At 70.6% G+C, this 15,176-nt stretch carries 10 protein-coding genes, 1 rRNA gene and 1 pseudogene; 3 read left to right on the forward strand and 9 right to left on the reverse strand.

All coding sequences use genetic code 11. The features are described from left to right. Nucleotides 1-2,811, reverse strand: a complete 2,811-nt coding sequence (gene secA, locus ACFY9V_RS32225; RefSeq protein WP_355342916.1) for a preprotein translocase subunit SecA — start codon at nt 2,809-2,811, stop codon at nt 1-3. A 218-nt stretch (nt 2,812-3,029) separates the two neighbouring features. Here secA and ACFY9V_RS32230 point away from each other — a divergent pair, with 218 nt between their 5' ends. Both ACFY9V_RS32230 and ACFY9V_RS32235 read left to right on the forward strand, forming a co-directional pair. Beyond that, the gene (locus tag ACFY9V_RS32230; protein WP_355342913.1) at nt 3,030-3,635 is read left to right on the forward strand and encodes a GNAT family N-acetyltransferase; all 606 of its coding nucleotides are present in this window, start codon (nt 3,030-3,032) and stop codon (nt 3,633-3,635) included. A 160-nt stretch (nt 3,636-3,795) separates the two neighbouring features. Next, nucleotides 3,796-4,983: a DNA glycosylase AlkZ-like family protein gene (locus ACFY9V_RS32235; protein WP_391052554.1), complete on the forward strand. Its 1,188-nt coding sequence runs from the start codon at nt 3,796-3,798 to the stop codon at nt 4,981-4,983. Nucleotides 4,984-5,110: 127 nt separating this feature from the next. Here the strand turns inward: ACFY9V_RS32235 and ACFY9V_RS32240 are convergent. The 7 genes and pseudogenes from ACFY9V_RS32240 to mtnA form a co-directional block, all read right to left on the reverse strand. Beyond that, nucleotides 5,111-5,785, reverse strand: a pseudogene (locus tag ACFY9V_RS32240) (response regulator); the annotation flags it as partial. Nucleotides 5,786-5,964: 179 nt separating this feature from the next. Beyond that, entirely contained in the window at nt 5,965-6,651 is a 687-nt protein-coding gene (gene hpf, locus ACFY9V_RS32245) for a ribosome hibernation-promoting factor, HPF/YfiA family (protein ID WP_355342907.1), read from the reverse strand. Between the two features lie 279 nt (nt 6,652-6,930). Next, entirely contained in the window at nt 6,931-7,647 is a 717-nt protein-coding gene (locus ACFY9V_RS32250) for a ComF family protein (protein WP_391052574.1), read from the reverse strand. A 100-nt stretch (nt 7,648-7,747) separates the two neighbouring features. Then, nucleotides 7,748-9,574 carry an LpqB family beta-propeller domain-containing protein gene (locus ACFY9V_RS32255; RefSeq protein ID WP_391163996.1) on the reverse strand — a complete coding sequence of 609 codons (1,827 nt, stop codon included), beginning with the start codon at nt 9,572-9,574 and terminating at the stop codon, nt 7,748-7,750. Continuing rightward, nucleotides 9,574-11,514, reverse strand: a complete 1,941-nt coding sequence (mtrB, locus tag ACFY9V_RS32260) for an MtrAB system histidine kinase MtrB (RefSeq protein WP_391052562.1) — start codon at nt 11,512-11,514, stop codon at nt 9,574-9,576. The genes ACFY9V_RS32255 and mtrB overlap by 1 nt, the downstream gene beginning before the upstream one ends. A 1-nt stretch (nt 11,515) precedes the next feature. Then, on the reverse strand, nt 11,516-12,205 hold the full coding sequence (gene mtrA, locus ACFY9V_RS32265) for an MtrAB system response regulator MtrA (protein ID WP_188283097.1): 690 nt from the start codon (nt 12,203-12,205) through the stop codon (nt 11,516-11,518). 96 nt (nt 12,206-12,301) lie between these two features. Continuing rightward, nucleotides 12,302-13,399, reverse strand: a complete 1,098-nt coding sequence (gene mtnA / locus ACFY9V_RS32270) for an S-methyl-5-thioribose-1-phosphate isomerase (RefSeq protein WP_355342899.1) — start codon at nt 13,397-13,399, stop codon at nt 12,302-12,304. Between the two features lie 95 nt (nt 13,400-13,494). On the opposite strand from mtnA, the gene ACFY9V_RS32275 reads away from it, so the two are divergent. Next, a complete protein-coding gene (locus tag ACFY9V_RS32275) occupies nt 13,495-15,021 on the forward strand; it encodes a hypothetical protein (RefSeq protein ID WP_391163997.1) in 1,527 nt (508 codons plus the stop codon). A 67-nt stretch (nt 15,022-15,088) separates the two neighbouring features. Here the strand turns inward: ACFY9V_RS32275 and rrf are convergent. After that, nucleotides 15,089-15,176 (reverse strand): 5S ribosomal RNA (rrf, locus tag ACFY9V_RS32280); the annotation flags it as partial.

Genomic DNA, 15,176 nt, shown 5'->3' on the forward strand with positions numbered 1-15,176 from the left:
TTACTTCTTGCGGCGGCGCCCGCCCTTGGCGGCCTTGCGGCGCTCGGCGCGCGTCTGGCCCTCCTCGGCGGAACCGCCGTCGGCGGCGTCGACACCCGCGAAGTCGCCCTCGACCACACCGCCCTCGCCGTCCACGGACGGCGCGGAGAAGTGCAGCCGGTCGGCGCGCTTGGGGGCGTCGAGACCCTTGGCGCGGATCTCCGGCCTGGCGTCCTTGGTCAGCGAAGGCGCCGCGTCCTGCGGGGCGTCGCTGACGGCGGCGTCCACCGGGACCTCCTCGACCTGCTGCTCGACCTGGACCTCCAGGTTGAACAGGTAGCCGACGGACTCCTCCTTGATGCCGTCCATCATGGCGCCGAACATGTCGAAGCCCTCGCGCTGGTACTCCACCAGCGGGTCGCGCTGCGCCATAGCGCGCAGCCCGATGCCCTCCTGGAGGTAGTCCATCTCGTACAGGTGCTCACGCCACTTGCGGTCGAGCACCGACAGCACCACGCGGCGCTCCAGCTCGCGCATGATGTCCTCGGACAGGCTCTTCTCGCGCTCCGCGTACTGCTCGTGGATGTCGTCCTTGACGGACTCCGCGATGAACTCGGCGGTGATCCCGGCCCGGTCGCCCGCCGCGTCCTCCAGCTCCTCGATGGTGACCTTCACCGGGTAGAGCTGCTTGAAGGCGCCCCACAGCCGGTCCAGGTCCCAGTCCTCGGCGAAGCCTTCCTTGGTCTCCGCGTCGATGTACGCGTCGATGGTGTCGTCCATGAAGTGCTGCACCTGCTCGTGCAGGTCCTCGCCCTCCAGGACGCGGCGGCGCTCGCCGTAGATGACCTCGCGCTGCCGGTTGAGCACCTCGTCGTACTTCAGGACGTTCTTGCGGATCTCGAAGTTCTGCTGCTCGACCTGCGACTGGGCCGACGCGATGGCGCGGGTGACCATCTTGTTCTCGATCGGCACGTCGTCCGGCACATTGGCCATCGCCATGACGCGCTCGACCATCTGCGCCTTGAACAGCCGCATGAGGTCGTCGCCGAGCGAGAGGTAGAAGCGGGACTCGCCGGGGTCGCCCTGACGGCCGGACCGGCCGCGGAGCTGGTTGTCGATCCGGCGCGACTCGTGCCGCTCGGTGCCCAGCACGTAGAGCCCGCCGAGGTCGACGACCTCCTCGTGCTCGGCCTTGACGGCCTGCTCGGCACGCTCCAGGGCGTCGGGCAGCGCCGCCGCCCACTCCTCGACGTGCTCGACCGGGTCGAGGCCGCGCTGCCGCAGCTCCGCCTCGGCGAGGTCGTCGGGGTTGCCGCCGAGCTTGATGTCGGTGCCGCGGCCGGCCATGTTGGTGGCCACGGTCACGGCGCCCTTGCGGCCCGCCTGCGCGACGATCGACGCCTCACGGTCGTGCTGCTTGGCGTTGAGCACCTCGTGCGGCACGCCGCGCTTGGAGAGCTGCGCCGACAGGTACTCGGACTTCTCGACGGAGACGGTGCCGACCAGGACCGGCTGGCCCTTCTCGTGCTTCTCGACGATGTCCTCGACCACGGCGGCGAACTTCGCCTCTTCCGTGCGGTAGATCAGGTCGGGCTTGTCCATCCGGGCCAGCGCGCGGTTGGTCGGGATCGGGACGACGCCGAGCTTGTAGATCTGGTGGAACTCGGCGGCCTCGGTCATCGCCGTACCGGTCATGCCGCAGAGCTTGTCGTACAGGCGGAAGAAGTTCTGGAGGGTGATCGTGGCGAGCGTCTGGTTCTCGTCCTTGATGTCCACCCCTTCCTTCGCCTCGATCGCCTGGTGCATGCCCTCGTTGTAGCGGCGGCCCGCGAGGATACGGCCGGTGTGCTCGTCGACGATCATGACTTCGCCGTCCATGACGACGTAGTCCTTGTCGTTCTTGTACAGCTCCTTGGCCTTGATCGCGTTGTTCAGGTAGCCGACCAGCGGGGTGTTCACCGACTCGTAGAGGTTGTCGATGCCCAGCCAGTCCTCGACCTTGGTGACGCCGCTCTCGTGGATGGCGACGGTGCGCTTCTTCTCGTCCACGTCGTAGTCGCCGGTCTCCTCCTTGCCGAGGCTGCTCGCCTCGCCGCGGTTGAGCCGCTTCACCAGACGGGCGAAGTCGCTGTACCACTTGGTGGCCTGGTCGGCCGGGCCGGAGATGATCAGCGGCGTACGGGCCTCGTCCACCAGGATCGAGTCGACCTCGTCGACGATCGCGAAGTTGTGGCCGCGCTGCACCAGCTCGTCCTTCGACCACGCCATGTTGTCGCGCAGGTAGTCGAAGCCGAATTCGTTGTTGGTGCCGTAGGTGATGTCGCAGGCGTACATGGCGCGGCGCTCGGCGGGCGACATGTTCGCCAGGATGCAGCCGACCTCGAGGCCGAGGAATTTGTGGACGCGGCCCATCCACTCCGAGTCGCGCTCGGCGAGGTAGTCGTTGACCGTGATGAGGTGGACGCCCTTGCCGGAGATCCCGTTCAGATACGCGGGCAGGGTGCCGACCAGGGTCTTGCCCTCGCCGGTGCGCATCTCGGCGACATACCCGAGGTGCAGGGCGGCACCGCCCATGAGCTGGACGTCGTAGTGACGCTGTCCGAGCACGCGCTTGGCGGCCTCACGGACGGTGGCGAACGCCTCGGGCAGCAGGTCGTCGAGGGACTCGCCCTCGGCGTACCGCTCCTTGTACTCGTCGGTGAGGGCCCGCAGCTCGGCATCGGTGAGGTTGACGAAGTCCTCTTCGATGGAATTGACCTGGTCCGCGATGCGGTGCAGTTTGCGCAGGATCTTGCCTTCGCCTGCACGCATGAGCTTGTTGAAGACGGACACGTAGGCTGGCTCCTTGCCGGTCGGGCCTGGCGCGGTTGGCCCGCACCCGGCACAGCGGGGTTTGATCTGCCGATGTCTGCCGATGGCTTTCTGCCAGTGGCTGTCCGCCGATGGCCCCGCTGCAACGGCCATCGTAAGCGAGGAGACCAGCGGGCCGGGAGGCCCCGAGGTGCCAAAACGGTTTTCCACAGCCGTCGGCTCTCCTCAATACTGCGTCCATGGAGCCGATCACCCTCACCACCGAGCGTCTGCTGCTGCGTCCGCTGACCCCGGACGACGCCGAGGCGCTCTATGTGGCCTGCCAGGATCCCGATATTCCGCGCTGGACGGCGGTGCCCTCGCCGTACACCCACGAGAACGCGGCGGACTTCGTCGGCCGCATCTGCCCCGAGGGCTGGCGCGACGACACCATGTACAACTTCGGCGTCTTCACCGCCGACAGCGGCGCGCTCGTCAGCTCCATGGGCCTGCTGCGGTTCGGCGCCTCCGGTCTGACCGGGCCCGAGCGGCAGGCGGAGCTGGGCTACTGGACGGCGAGGGAGCAGCGCCGCAAGGGCTACACCGCCGAGGCGGGGCGCGCGGTCTGCGCCTGGGCCTTCGACGCTCTCGGCGTCGAGCGGATCGAGTGGTACGCGGAGGCGGGCAACGACGGCTCGCGCGCCGTCGCCCGTTCCATCGGCTTCGTCATGGAGGGCACCGTCCGCTCCAAGATCCTTTACGCGGGCACCCGCCGCGACGCCTGGAGCGGTTCCCTGCTGCCGACGGACTGGGACCGCGAGGGCAAGACGCCGTACGAGCCGTATCCGCCGGGCGCGGGGGCCTGAGGCTCCTTCGTCACGGGGGGCGGGGGCCTGATGCTCCTTCGTCACGAGGGGGGCGGGCGCGGGGCCCGAGGGGTTTCCGTACGGAGCGGGGGGCCGCCGGCCGCGCGAGGTTGACGCAGGTCAGCGGGGCTTGTCAGTGGGCGGTCCTACGCTGTCCGGCATGACACCGCTGCCGCCTCCTCAGCTCACCCTGTCCGCCGACGAAGCACGCAGGCTCGCCTTGCGGGCGCAGGGCTTCCTCGGTGCTCCCGACCGGCGGGCCGGGACGCGCGGGGTGCTGCGCTCGCTGGGCGCGGTGCAGCTCGACACCATCTCGGTACTGGCCCGCTCGCACGAGCTGATCCCGTACGCGCGGCTGGGCGCGGTCGGCCGCGAGGAGGTCGAGGAGGCGTACTGGTCGGGCGACCACGCCTTCGAGTACTGGTCGCACGCGGCCTGCATCCTGCCCATCGAGGAGTGGCCGCACTTCGCCTTCCGGCGCAGGGCGCGGCGGGCCCGCGGTCACCGCTGGCACGTCCTGGAGGACGCCGAGCGCTCGTGCGCCGCCGTCCTGGACCAGCTCAAGGCCGAGGGGCCGCTGAATTCGACGCAGCTCGGCGGCGCGAAGAACGGCGGCCCGTGGTGGGACTGGTCGGAGACCAAGATCGCGGTGGAGTGGCTGCTCGACACCGGCGAGGTGGTCTGCACCCGGCGGCGCGGCTGGAAGCGGATCTACGACCTGGCCGAGCGGGCCGTGCCCGACGCGCTGCTCCACGACGACCTGGACGACACCGAGTGCGTACGGCGGCTGGTCGTCCAGGCGGGCGCGGCGATGGGGGTGGCCACCCGCGCGGACCTCGCGGACTACCACCGGCTCAAGGGCGAGCAGGTGATGTCGGTGATCGACTCGACCGGTCTGGTGCCGGTCGAGGTCGAGGGCTGGGGCAAGCCCGCCTGGGCCGATCCGGCGGCGCTGGCGAGCGAGCCGCGCGGCAGGCACCGTACGACGCTGCTGTCGCCGTTCGACTCCCTGATCTGGGACCGGCCGCGCACCGAGCGGATCTTCGGCTTCACGCACCGGCTGGAGGCGTACACCCCCAAGCCCAAGCGGATCCACGGCTACTTCGCGATGCCGCTGCTCGCGGGCGGGCGGCTGGTCGGCCGCGTCGACCCGGCGCGCGAGGGGAAGACGCTGGTGGCCCGGCAGGTCACGCTCGACGGCCCGAAGGCCGTGCAGCCCGCGGCCGACGCCATCGCGCAGGCGGCGGGCTGGGTGGGCTGCGAGGAGGCGCGGGTGGAGCGGGTGCTGCCGGAGCCGCTGCGCGAGCCGCTGGAGGCGGCGCTGAAGCTGACCCACGACCGCCGCTGAGCGGGTCCGGCCCCGCGGGGCCGAGGTGGTGGGTCCGGGCGGCGCCGGGTCCGGGCGGCCCGGGGGCGCGCCCGGACCCGGCAATGCCCAGCACGTGGTGGCCGCGAGGCCCGGCGCGGGACAGGCCCTAGCGGATCTCCAGGATCTTCTCGCGCATCGCGTAGACCACGGCCTCCATCCGGGAGTGGAGCTGAAGCTTCTCCAGGATGTTGCGGACGTGGTTCTTCACCGTGTTCTCGCTGATGAAGAGTTCCTTGGCGATGTCCCGGTTGTTCAGCCCGGTGGCGACCAGCTTCAGCACCTCCAGCTCCCGGTCGGTGAGCTTGGGCGCGGGCAGCAGCCGCCGCTCGTCGGTCCGCTGGATCATCGACTTGAACTCGGTCAGCAGCTTCGACGCCATCGACGGACTGATCTGCGACTGTCCGTCCGCCACCGCGCGGATCGCCGTCGCCACCTCGTCGGTGGAGATCTCCTTGAGGAGATAGCCGGTGGCACCGGCCTTGATCGCCTCGTAGAGGTCGGCTTCCTCGTCGCTTATCGTCAGCATGATGATCTTGGCGCTGGGCGCGACCTCCTTGATCGAGGTGCACGCCTCGATCCCGCCGCGCCGGGGCATCCGCACATCCATCAGCACGATGTCCGGCAACAGGTCGGCGGCCTTGTCGACCGCCTCCGCGCCGTCCCCCGCCTCACCGATGACCTGGATGTCCTCCTCCTGCGCGAGCACGATCTCCAGGCCCCGCCGGAAGAGCGCGTGGTCGTCGACCACCAGCACCCGGATGGGCTCCGCACGCGCCGGACCGGCAGGTTCCTCGTACGGGATCTGACCACGCTCGCCGGCGGTTCCGCGCTCAAAGCTCTCCGGCATCAGATCCTCCCCCTCAGACCAGAGTTGACCACTGGTCCAGCATTTCACGTCCAGGCACGGTGGTGCCCCCGGGACGGCCCGGGGGCACCGGTTGCAGCCCTAGGGCGTGGCCGCTAGCGGCGCAGTACGCCGCCCGCGCCCGCCGGTTCTTCCACGGTGCTCTCGTCCGAGTTCAGATGAATCACGCCGTAGTCGTAACCGTGCCTGCGATAGACGACACTCGGCTGCTTGGTCTCGCTGTCCACGAACAGATAGAAGTCGTGCCCGACCAACTCCATCTCGTAGAGCGCCTGGTCGAGTGCCATCGGCGTGGCCGCGTGGGTCTTCTCGCGCACCACCAGCGGGCCCTCGCCGTGCACCTCCAGCGGACCGAACCTCGTGGTGGGCACACTGTCCGTGCTCGGCCGGTCGACGGCCAGCTCCCCGTCCCCGTTGATGGTCGCCGCGTCCGGCACGGTCGCGGCCACCTCGGCCGCCGGGATCCGGCCGTTCCCACGACGGGTGTGGCGCTTGCTCGCGGCCTTGCGCAGCCGCGCCTCCAGCTTCGACACCGCGATGTCCAGCGCCGCGTACGGGTCGGCCGCCGCGGCCTCGGCCCGGACGACCGGGCCCCGGGTGTTGAGCGTGATCTCCACCCGGTCGGCGTGGTCCGCCTGCCGGGGGTTGAGCTCCTTGGACACCTCGACGTCGAGGCTGATCACCTTGCCGTCGAGCTTCTGGATCTTGTCCAGCTTCTCGGCCACGTGCTTCCGGAACCGCTCAGGCACCTCGGTCTTGCGGCCCTTGACGACGATGTCCACGCAGAACTCCGTTCCCGGATCGCCCCGGGCTACCGGAGGCGATCCCTTTCGCTGAGGCCAGCTCGGGTACCAGTCCCGTCCGGCGCTGCGTTGGCTGCCGCTTCGCCTCCCGGGGCTGACCGGGGACCACGAAGCTGCGGCTTTCACCTCCTCCTGCCCCACTGAGAAGATCAACACCCCATGGTGTTCACTTCCCTATCCCCCGAACATAGTCCCGGAGTGTGGAGGTCGGCATCCTCAGCGACGCCATACCCCCTTCCGAGTGAATATGCGTCGCTACTACCTGCAACGACGCGCATCCGAGTGGAGTTCCGGATCGTGCGGACCAGCCACGACCGCCGCCCCGGCGACCCGGCCCCCGGCCGCCGTCACCGCCCGCGCCGCTACGGTCAGTGAGGCTCCGGTGGTCATCAGGTCGTCCACCAGCACGACCGGCGCCACCGTCAGCAGCGCCGCCGACCCGCCGGCCGCCGCCACCGCGCCCGCCAGATTCGCCGGCCGCCCGGCCGCGCCGAGACCGGACTGGTCCGCCACCGGCCGCCGCTGGCGCAACGCGGCCACCGCCCTGGCGGGTACGCCGCCCCGGCGCAGCTCCCGGGCCGCCGCACGGGCGATGCGGGCCGTGGCGTCGTGGCCGCGTCGCGCCACCGCACGCCGTGCCGAGGGCACCGGCACCAGCAGGACCGTCCCGGGGACGCCGACCCGCCGCACGGCCGCCGCCAGCGCCGTGCCCAGCGGTCCGGCCAGACCCAGCGCACCCCGCTCCTTGTGCGCCAGGACCACGGCCCGTACTTCGTCCCCGTATCGCCCGGCCGCGTAGACCGGCGGCAGCCCCGGCGGCTCCGGCGTCGGACGCACGCGCCGCACCGGCACCGATTCGGCCGCCCCACCGATCAGTACCCGGCACCGCTCGCACAGCTCCGTACGCGGACGCCCGCACCCGGCGCAGTCCACCGGCAGGACCAGCCCGGTGATCTCCTGCCACCAGCCCCGCATGACGTCCACTCTGCCCCGTTTCGGCGCCCGCCGCCAGCCCCCCTCCCAACCTGTGGATAACTCCACGGTTTCGCAGGTCAGGAGGCTGACGGTGGTTTTCTCAGCCGGGGTAGACCGGGTTGTCGCCCTTCGGCTCGACCCGCTTGCCCGTGGAGTCCGGCGGCAGCCGGTAGACGCTCTGGTTGTACGAGGCCAGCAGCGCCCGCGAGACGTCCTCGGAGGCCGCCACCACCGACGCCTGGCTGATGCCCTCGAAGGCCAGCTTCGGGGAGCCGTCGGTGCTGATGTACTTGATCTGCTGCACGCCCTCGGATTCGCTGTCGAGCGCCACCAGGCGGCTCGGCCCCGCCCAGGAGACCGAGCTGACGCCGTCGGCCGCGGGGGTCAGCGTGCGCAGATTCGTCACCGCGAACGTCGGATGCGCCTGCGTACCGCCCCGCTCGATCCGCCCGAGCTGCAACTTACCCAGCCCGTTGGGCTGCCGGACGAGCAGCGCGATCCGCACGCCGTCCGAAGCGACGCGCAGCGCGTCCACACGGCCGGTCAGGCCGCTGACGGAGACCGGGATCGGCTGCCCGCCGCCGTCGCGCAGCGCCACCACGCGGGGGTCGCCCGGATCGCGGTCGGCGACCCACAGGTAGTCGAGCCCGTCCCAGCTCGGCGCGCTCAGACCGTCCTTCGCCTTGCTGGTCAGGACGGGCTCGCTGAGCTGGGCGTCCGCGTCCAGGCCGGCGGTGACCAGTTGGCGTCCCTCGCCCTTCACCCCGGCGGCCATCTGCTCGTCCCGGCGCACCGCGACCGACTCCAGGTCCGCCTTCGCCCCGCCGAACGGCCCGGCCACCGGCGTACCCGTGGTCGAGGCTCCGTCCGAGGGCACCTCCAGCAGCCGGTGCGGCTGCGCCCCGATGTAGTACTGGTGGTCCGAGGAGCCGACCAGATTCTGCGTGCTGAACGCCAGCGTCTGTTCCTTGGGCAGCGAGCAGACCGTCCTGCCGTCGGACGCCGAGATGTCGACGGCGTCCACCTTGGGCGCGGCCTGGCCCTGCACCGTGGTGAAGAGCTGCGCCGCCAGCTTCACGCAGCGCTCCCCCGCGAACCGCTGCGCGGGCGCGTCGAGCCGCACCCTGAGGTGCTGGGAGTCGTCGAGCGTCACCCCGTGGTCGGGCGCCTTGTCGTAGAGCCGGGCGCCCTCGGGCGCCGCGGTCTCGACCACGGGCGCCAGCCAGTTCGTGGGGCCGGTCAGCAGCGCGGAGACCGTGGACACCAGCGAGTCGCTCTGCTTGCGCAGGTAGACGGGGTCGGCGACCAGGGTCTTGTCGGCGTTCCCCGAGCGATGCGCGTCCGGGCCCAGCGCCGCGAAGTAGTACATGTTGACCAGGTGATATATCCGGTTGAAGTCCAGATCGGAGATCACCAGGCCGTCTTCAAGACTGTCGATCCGCCACTCGTTGTTCTCCTTGACCAGGTGGAACGAGGTGTCGAAGTTGCCCTCGTCCGGCCGGTAGGCGTGCTTGGCGTCGACGACGGCCGTCTTCTTGCCCGCCAGGTCGACCATCACGTAGTCCTTGCGACTCGTGCCCGGCTCCTCCCGGGGCTGGGTCGTGCCGGTGAGCACGGTGATCTTCGCGGTGGGGTCCCAGTGTCCGGCCAGCTCCTTGGACAGGTACTTCTTCGCGGTCTCGAAGTCCGCCTCGCCGCTGGTGGTGGCCTCCATGAAGCCGTTGACGATGTCGGAGGCGCTTTCGCCCTTGTGCGGCGCCGACGGGAAGACCCGCACCTGCGCGTCCACGTCGGCGTGCTGTCCGTCGCCGACCTTGCGCACCTCACCGCTGCTGGGTATCGCCGCGCACCCGGCCAGCAACAGCGCCGCGCACACCACACCCGGCCAGCTCCGCAGCAGGCGTCCCCTGCCCCCCAGCGCACCCATCAGCTGTCGTCCTCCCGGACCGAGTCCATCCGTCCCACGACCCGCGCACCGCTGCCGGGGAACGCCGCGGGATCGGCCGACGGCGACCGCGGCACCGCGGGCGGCCGCTGGGGAATCTGCGGTATCTGCGAGCCCGGCTGCCCGTTGTGCCCCGGCCCGGCCGGGCCTGCGGTCCGCGGCACCGGCACGGACCCCGTCGCGGCACGGACCGGCAGCCCCGAGGAATTCAGCCCGCGGTTGCGCCGCGAATCGTCCGGCTCCAGCGGTATCGGCGACCCGCGCAGGCTCTCGCCGGCGGTCCGCGGCAGCGTCATCCGGAACTGCGACCCGCCGCCCGGCTCGCCCCACGCCTGGAGCCAGCCGCCGTGCAGCCGGGCGTCCTCAACCGCGATGGACAGGCCGAGGCCCGTCCCGCCGGTGGTACGCGCCCGCGCCGGATCGGCTCGCCAGAAGCGGTTGAACACCCGCGTCGCCTCGCCGGGCTTCAGCCCGACGCCGTAGTCCCGCACCGCGACGGCCACCGCGCCGTCGGCCGTGGCCAGCCGTACCACCACGTCCCGGCCGTCGCCGTGCTCGATCGCGTTGACGACCAGATTGCGCAGCACGCGCTCCACCCGGCGAGGGTCGACCTCGGCTATCACCGGCTGCGCGTCGCCGCGTATCGCCACGTGGCTGCCCTTGCGCTCGGCCAGCGGCTCCGCGGCGTCCACCACCCGCCGTACGACCTCGCGCAGGTCTATCGGCTCGGCGGCCAGCTCCGCCGCGCCCGCGTCGAATCTGCTGATCTCCAGCAGGTCGGACAGCAGCGACTCGAAACGGTCCAGCTGGTTCTGCAACAGTTCGGCGGAGCGCGCGGTCACCGGATCGAATTCGGTCCGCGCGTCATGGATGACGTCCGCCGCCATCCGTACGGTCGTCAGCGGGGTGCGCAGCTCGTGCGAGACGTCGGAGACGAAGCGGCGCTGCATCCTCGACAGGTCCTCCAACTGCTGGATCTTGACCTGGAGGTTCTGCGCCATCTTGTTGAAGGACTCGCCGAGGCGCGCGATGTCGTCCTCACCCGAGACCTGCATACGTTCCTGCAATCGGCCCGCCGCGAGCCGCTCCGCGATCCCGGCCGCCATCCGTACCGGCGTGACGACCTGCCGGGTCACCAGCCAGGCGATGGCGCCGAGCAGCACCACCACGAAGATGCCCGCCGTCGCCAGCGTGCCCTTGACCAGGCCGAGCGTCTTGGCCTCCTGGCCGAACGGGAAGAGGTAGTAGAGCTGGTACGTCTTCCCGTTGATGTCCGTGAGCCGCTTGCCGATGGCCAGCGCGGGCTGCGGCGCCTTCCCGTCGTCCGTCACCACTGTCGTGTACTGCTTCAGCGCCCCGGTGTGGGACTCGACGGCGTCGCTGAGCGACTTGGGGATGCTCGCCTGCGGCAGCAGGCTGCCGGAGCTGCGCGGCCCGTGCGCGTTGACGACACCCTCGCCGAAGCGCGCGTCGTCGGCGCCCGGGCTGAGCGTGGCGATCCAGTACACCCCGTTGCCACCGCTGGCGAACTGCTGGACCAGCGTCGTCAGCCAGGCGCCCGAGTCCTCGGCCTGATTCTGCGAGCCGACCCCGGTGGCGTCCTGCGTCTGGCTCCTGTTCGCCTGCTGCTGGGCGATGGAGAAGCCGGTGGTGGCCTGATTCTCAGCCGCCTTCTCCTTCGCGTCGAGCAGGCCGTTCTTGACCTGCCCGATCACGACGAAGCCCAGCAGCAGCACCACGCCGACCGACATCAGCAGCGTGAAGGCGACCACTCGCAGTTGCAGATTGCGCCGCCACAGCCGGACCGCCGGCTGCAACGGTCGCCGTGCCCAGCGCACGAACGAGCGGAAAACCGGCGCGAGACCCCGCATGGGGTCCGCGAGCCGGCTCTCCAGCCGCTCCCGCTCGTACGACGCGCACATGTCAGCCCGGTCCCGCCTTGTAACCGACACCGCGGACGGTCACCACGATCTCCGGGCGCTCCGGGTCCTGCTCCACCTTGGACCGCAGCCGCTGCACATGGACGTTCACCAGCCGGGTGTCCGCCGCGTGCCGATAGCCCCAGACCTGCTCGAGCAGCACCTCACGGGTGAACACCTGCCACGGCTTGCGGGCCAGCGCCACCAGCAGGTCGAACTCCAACGGCGTCAGCGCGATCGGCTGCCCGTCCCGCTTCACCGAGTGCCCCGCCACGTCGATCACCAGATCGCCGATGGCGAGCTGCTCAGGAGTCGGCTCCTCCGCCCTCCGCAGTCGCGCCCTGACCCTCGCCACCAGCTCCTTCGGCTTGAACGGCTTGATCACATAGTCGTCAGCCCCCGACTCGAGCCCCACCACCACATCCACGGTGTCGCTCTTCGCCGTGAGCATCACGATCGGCACCCCGGACTCCGCCCGGATCTGACGGCATACGTCGATGCCGTCCCGTCCGGGCAGCATGAGGTCAAGGAGCACCAGATCCGGCTTGGACTCCCGAAAAGCAGCCAGGGCCTTGTCACCGTCAGCGCAGAACGACGGCTCGAAACCCTCTCCGCGCAGCACGATGCCAAGCATCTCTGACAGCGCGGTGTCGTCATCGACGACCAGCACACGTCCCTTCATACCGACCATCATCCCATTTGCATATCGTTACCGGTGACCTTTGGTGATCGAGGTCACGCTACGCGACCATTGTCCGCTGATGTCCGCGGATGCGCTGCCCGATCTCCCCTAGTCAGAGCCTGCCCGGGGAGTCTCGTGATTACACACAGTTACGAGAGCTTCTGTGGTGACCGGCGAAACCACACCGTTCTCCGTGATGATCGCAGTAATCAGCTCCGGCGGCGTCACATCGAAGGCCGGATTGTAGGCCTGAGTGCCCAGCGGTGACGGCGCGAGGTCGGTCACCTCGCTGCCGGCCCGCTGCTCCACCTCGATCGCGGCGCCGTCCGGCGTGCTCAGATCCACCGAGGTCGTCGGCGCCACGACGATGAACGGCACATGGTGGTAGCGGGCGAGGACCGCGAGGGGATAGCTGCCGACCTTGTTCGCCGTGGAGCCGTCCGCCGCGATCCGGTCCGCGCCGATCAGCACCGCGTCCACCTCCCCCGCCGTGAACAGCGACCCGGCCGCGCTGTCGGCGAGCAGCGTGTACGGCATCCCGGCCCGCGCCGCCTCGTACGCCGTCAACCGCGCGCCCTGAAGAAGGGGACGGGTCTCGTCGACCCACAGACGCCTCAACTCCCCGGCCCTGTGCGCCGCGAGGACCACACCGAGCGCGGTGCCCTCACCGCCCGACACCAGAGCCCCGGTGTTGCAGTGCGTCAGAATCCGGTAGCCCCCGCCCGGCACCAACTCGGCGAGCAGCCGCTCCCCGTACTCCGCCATCGCCCGGCTCGCCGCCGCGTCCTCCTCGTGCAGCGCCCGCGCCTCGGCCAACGCGAAGGCTGCGCCCTGGTGCGGAGGCGCCGCATGGAAAGCGGTCACCGCACGGCGCACCCCGTACCCGAGGTTGACGGCCGTCGGCCGCGCGTGCGCTAGCAGGTCGGCGGCCTCGTTCACGTCGTAGCCGCGCGCTGCCGCCAACGCGATGCCGTACGCCCCCGCGAGCCCGAGCAGCGGCGCGCCCCGCACGGCGAGGGAACGTATCGCCTGAACCAGCGCCTGCACGTCCGTGCACACCAACTCGACCTCCTCCTGCGGAAGTCGGGTCTGGTCGAGCAGCACGAGCACGGGTCCCTCGGGGGGTTCCTCCCACCGCAGCGCGGGGATGGTACGGGAAGCACCGTCGGCCTCATCGGTCACAGGTCGCACGTATTGATCACCCATCCGTCCAGTCTGCCCTGCCCGGCCCGGTCCAAGGCAGCCCATGGCACGATGGCGGCCAGTACCACAGCGAGCACCACGTGAAGGGGCAGCCTCCGATGACCAACACTCCGGGCTGGGCCTCGCCCGGATCCTCCGACTCCTCCGAGCCGGAAGACGGCGACAGCCCCGCTTCCTCCGCACCACAGAAAGACACCCCCGTGGACACGTCAGCAGATACGTCCGCGGCCGGTCCTGACAACAGCTCCGGTGACGACTCCGGCGACACATCCGCTCCCGGTACGGGAGACCGGCCCGCTACGGCCGACGCCGGTGACACGACGCCACCGCCGCCCGGCGGCTGGTCCGCCCAACAGCCGCCCGCGGGTCAGTGGCAGCACACCCCCCACGACACCCGGCCCCCGACCGTACCGGCCCCAGGCCCGCCTCCCGCCGGATCCTCCGGTACGGGTACGGGTACGGGTACGGGTACGGGTCAGGCGCCCGGCGCCGGCTGGGCCCGGTGGTCACCCCCGCAACCGCCGCAAGGCGGCCACCCCGGCCCCTCAGGCCCGCGCTGGGGCAACACAGCACCGGGCGGCGGCCCCGGCGGCGGCTGGCAGCAGCAGGGCCCCTGGAGCAGGCCCGCGGCGCCCAAGCCCGGCGTCATCCCGCTGCGCCCGCTCGGCGCGGGCGAGATCCTCGACGGTTCCCTGGCCGTACTGCGGCGGCACTGGCGCGCGATCCTCGGCTTCACCCTGGCCATCGCCGTGGTCACCCAGGGCCTGGCCGTGGTGGTCGACGGCTTCTTCCTCAGCAACGACACCCGGTTGGAGAACCTCAGGGACAACCCCAACCCGAGCGTCGGCGACATCATGCACGCCGTCAGCGGTGCCTTCGCCAGCTCGGGCCTGACCATTCTGGTCATGCTCATCGGCACGATCACCGCGACCGCGATGGTCGCCATGGCCACCAGCCGCGCCGTGCTCGGCCGCCCGGTCACGGCCGCCCAGGTGTGGCGGGAAGCCCGCCCGCGACTGCCCCAACTGGTCGGGCTCGCGCTGCTGATCCCGCTGGCCATCGCCGGAATCCTGGCGGGCGCCGTCCTGCCCGGCGCACTGATCGCCCTGGCGGGTGCGGAGAGCGGCGGCGCCGCCCTTGCCTCCCTCGGCCTGATCGGCGCCTCCGTCGTCGTGCTCTGGCTCATGATCCAGTGGAGCCTGGCGGCACCGGCCCTCATGCTCGAGAAGCAGGACATCGTCTCGGCGATGAAGCGCTCGGCGAAGCTGGTACGCAACTCCTGGTGGCGCGTCCTCGGCGTCCAGGCGCTCGCGGCGATCCTCTGCTACATCGCCTCGGCCATCATCCAGACGCCGTTCATGTTCATCGCTCGTGGCATCACCGGTGAGAGCCTCGGCTCCTTCCTCTCCGGCGACACCAACCCGGGCTGGGCGTTCCTCGGCATCAGCGGAATCGGCGCCGCCATCGCCGCGACGCTCAGCCTGCCGATCAGCGCCGGCGTCACCACGCTGCTGTACATGGACCAGCGCATCCGCCGTGAGGCTCTCGACATCGAGCTGATGCGGGCCGCGAATACCGATGCGGACGCGAACGCGGCTGCGAGCGTCGCCGTCACCACCGACTGACCAGGGAACGCAGAAAGGCCCCGGCCCCCGAGTCGAAACTCGGGGGCCGGGGCCTTTTACAAAGATTGTTCGGCGGTGTCCTACTCTCCCACAGGGTCCCCCCTGCAGTACCATCGGCGCTGAAAGGCTTAGCTTCCGGGTTCGGAATGTAACCG

The sequence above is a fragment of the Streptomyces sp. NPDC008317 genome, from assembly GCF_042955955.1.
Lineage (GTDB): Bacteria > Actinomycetota > Actinomycetes > Streptomycetales > Streptomycetaceae > Actinacidiphila.

What these genes read in the sequence shown, in the direction of transcription:
- ACFY9V_RS32230 (WP_355342913.1), top strand. Translation starts at nt 3,030, where the DNA reads ATGGAGCCGATCACCCTCACCACCGAGCGTCTGCTGCTGCGTCCGCTG.
- ACFY9V_RS32235 (WP_391052554.1), top strand. Translation starts at nt 3,796, where the DNA reads ATGACACCGCTGCCGCCTCCTCAGCTCACCCTGTCCGCCGACGAAGCA.
- ACFY9V_RS32250 (WP_391052574.1), bottom strand. Translation starts at nt 7,647, where the DNA reads ATGCGGGGCTGGTGGCAGGAGATCACCGGGCTGGTCCTGCCGGTGGAC.
- ACFY9V_RS32255 (WP_391163996.1), bottom strand. Translation starts at nt 9,574, where the DNA reads ATGGGTGCGCTGGGGGGCAGGGGACGCCTGCTGCGGAGCTGGCCGGGT.
- mtrB (WP_391052562.1), bottom strand. Translation starts at nt 11,514, where the DNA reads ATGTGCGCGTCGTACGAGCGGGAGCGGCTGGAGAGCCGGCTCGCGGAC.
- mtrA (WP_188283097.1), bottom strand. Translation starts at nt 12,205, where the DNA reads ATGATGGTCGGTATGAAGGGACGTGTGCTGGTCGTCGATGACGACACC.
- mtnA (WP_355342899.1), bottom strand. Translation starts at nt 13,399, where the DNA reads ATGGGTGATCAATACGTGCGACCTGTGACCGATGAGGCCGACGGTGCT.
- ACFY9V_RS32275 (WP_391163997.1), top strand. Translation starts at nt 13,495, where the DNA reads ATGACCAACACTCCGGGCTGGGCCTCGCCCGGATCCTCCGACTCCTCC.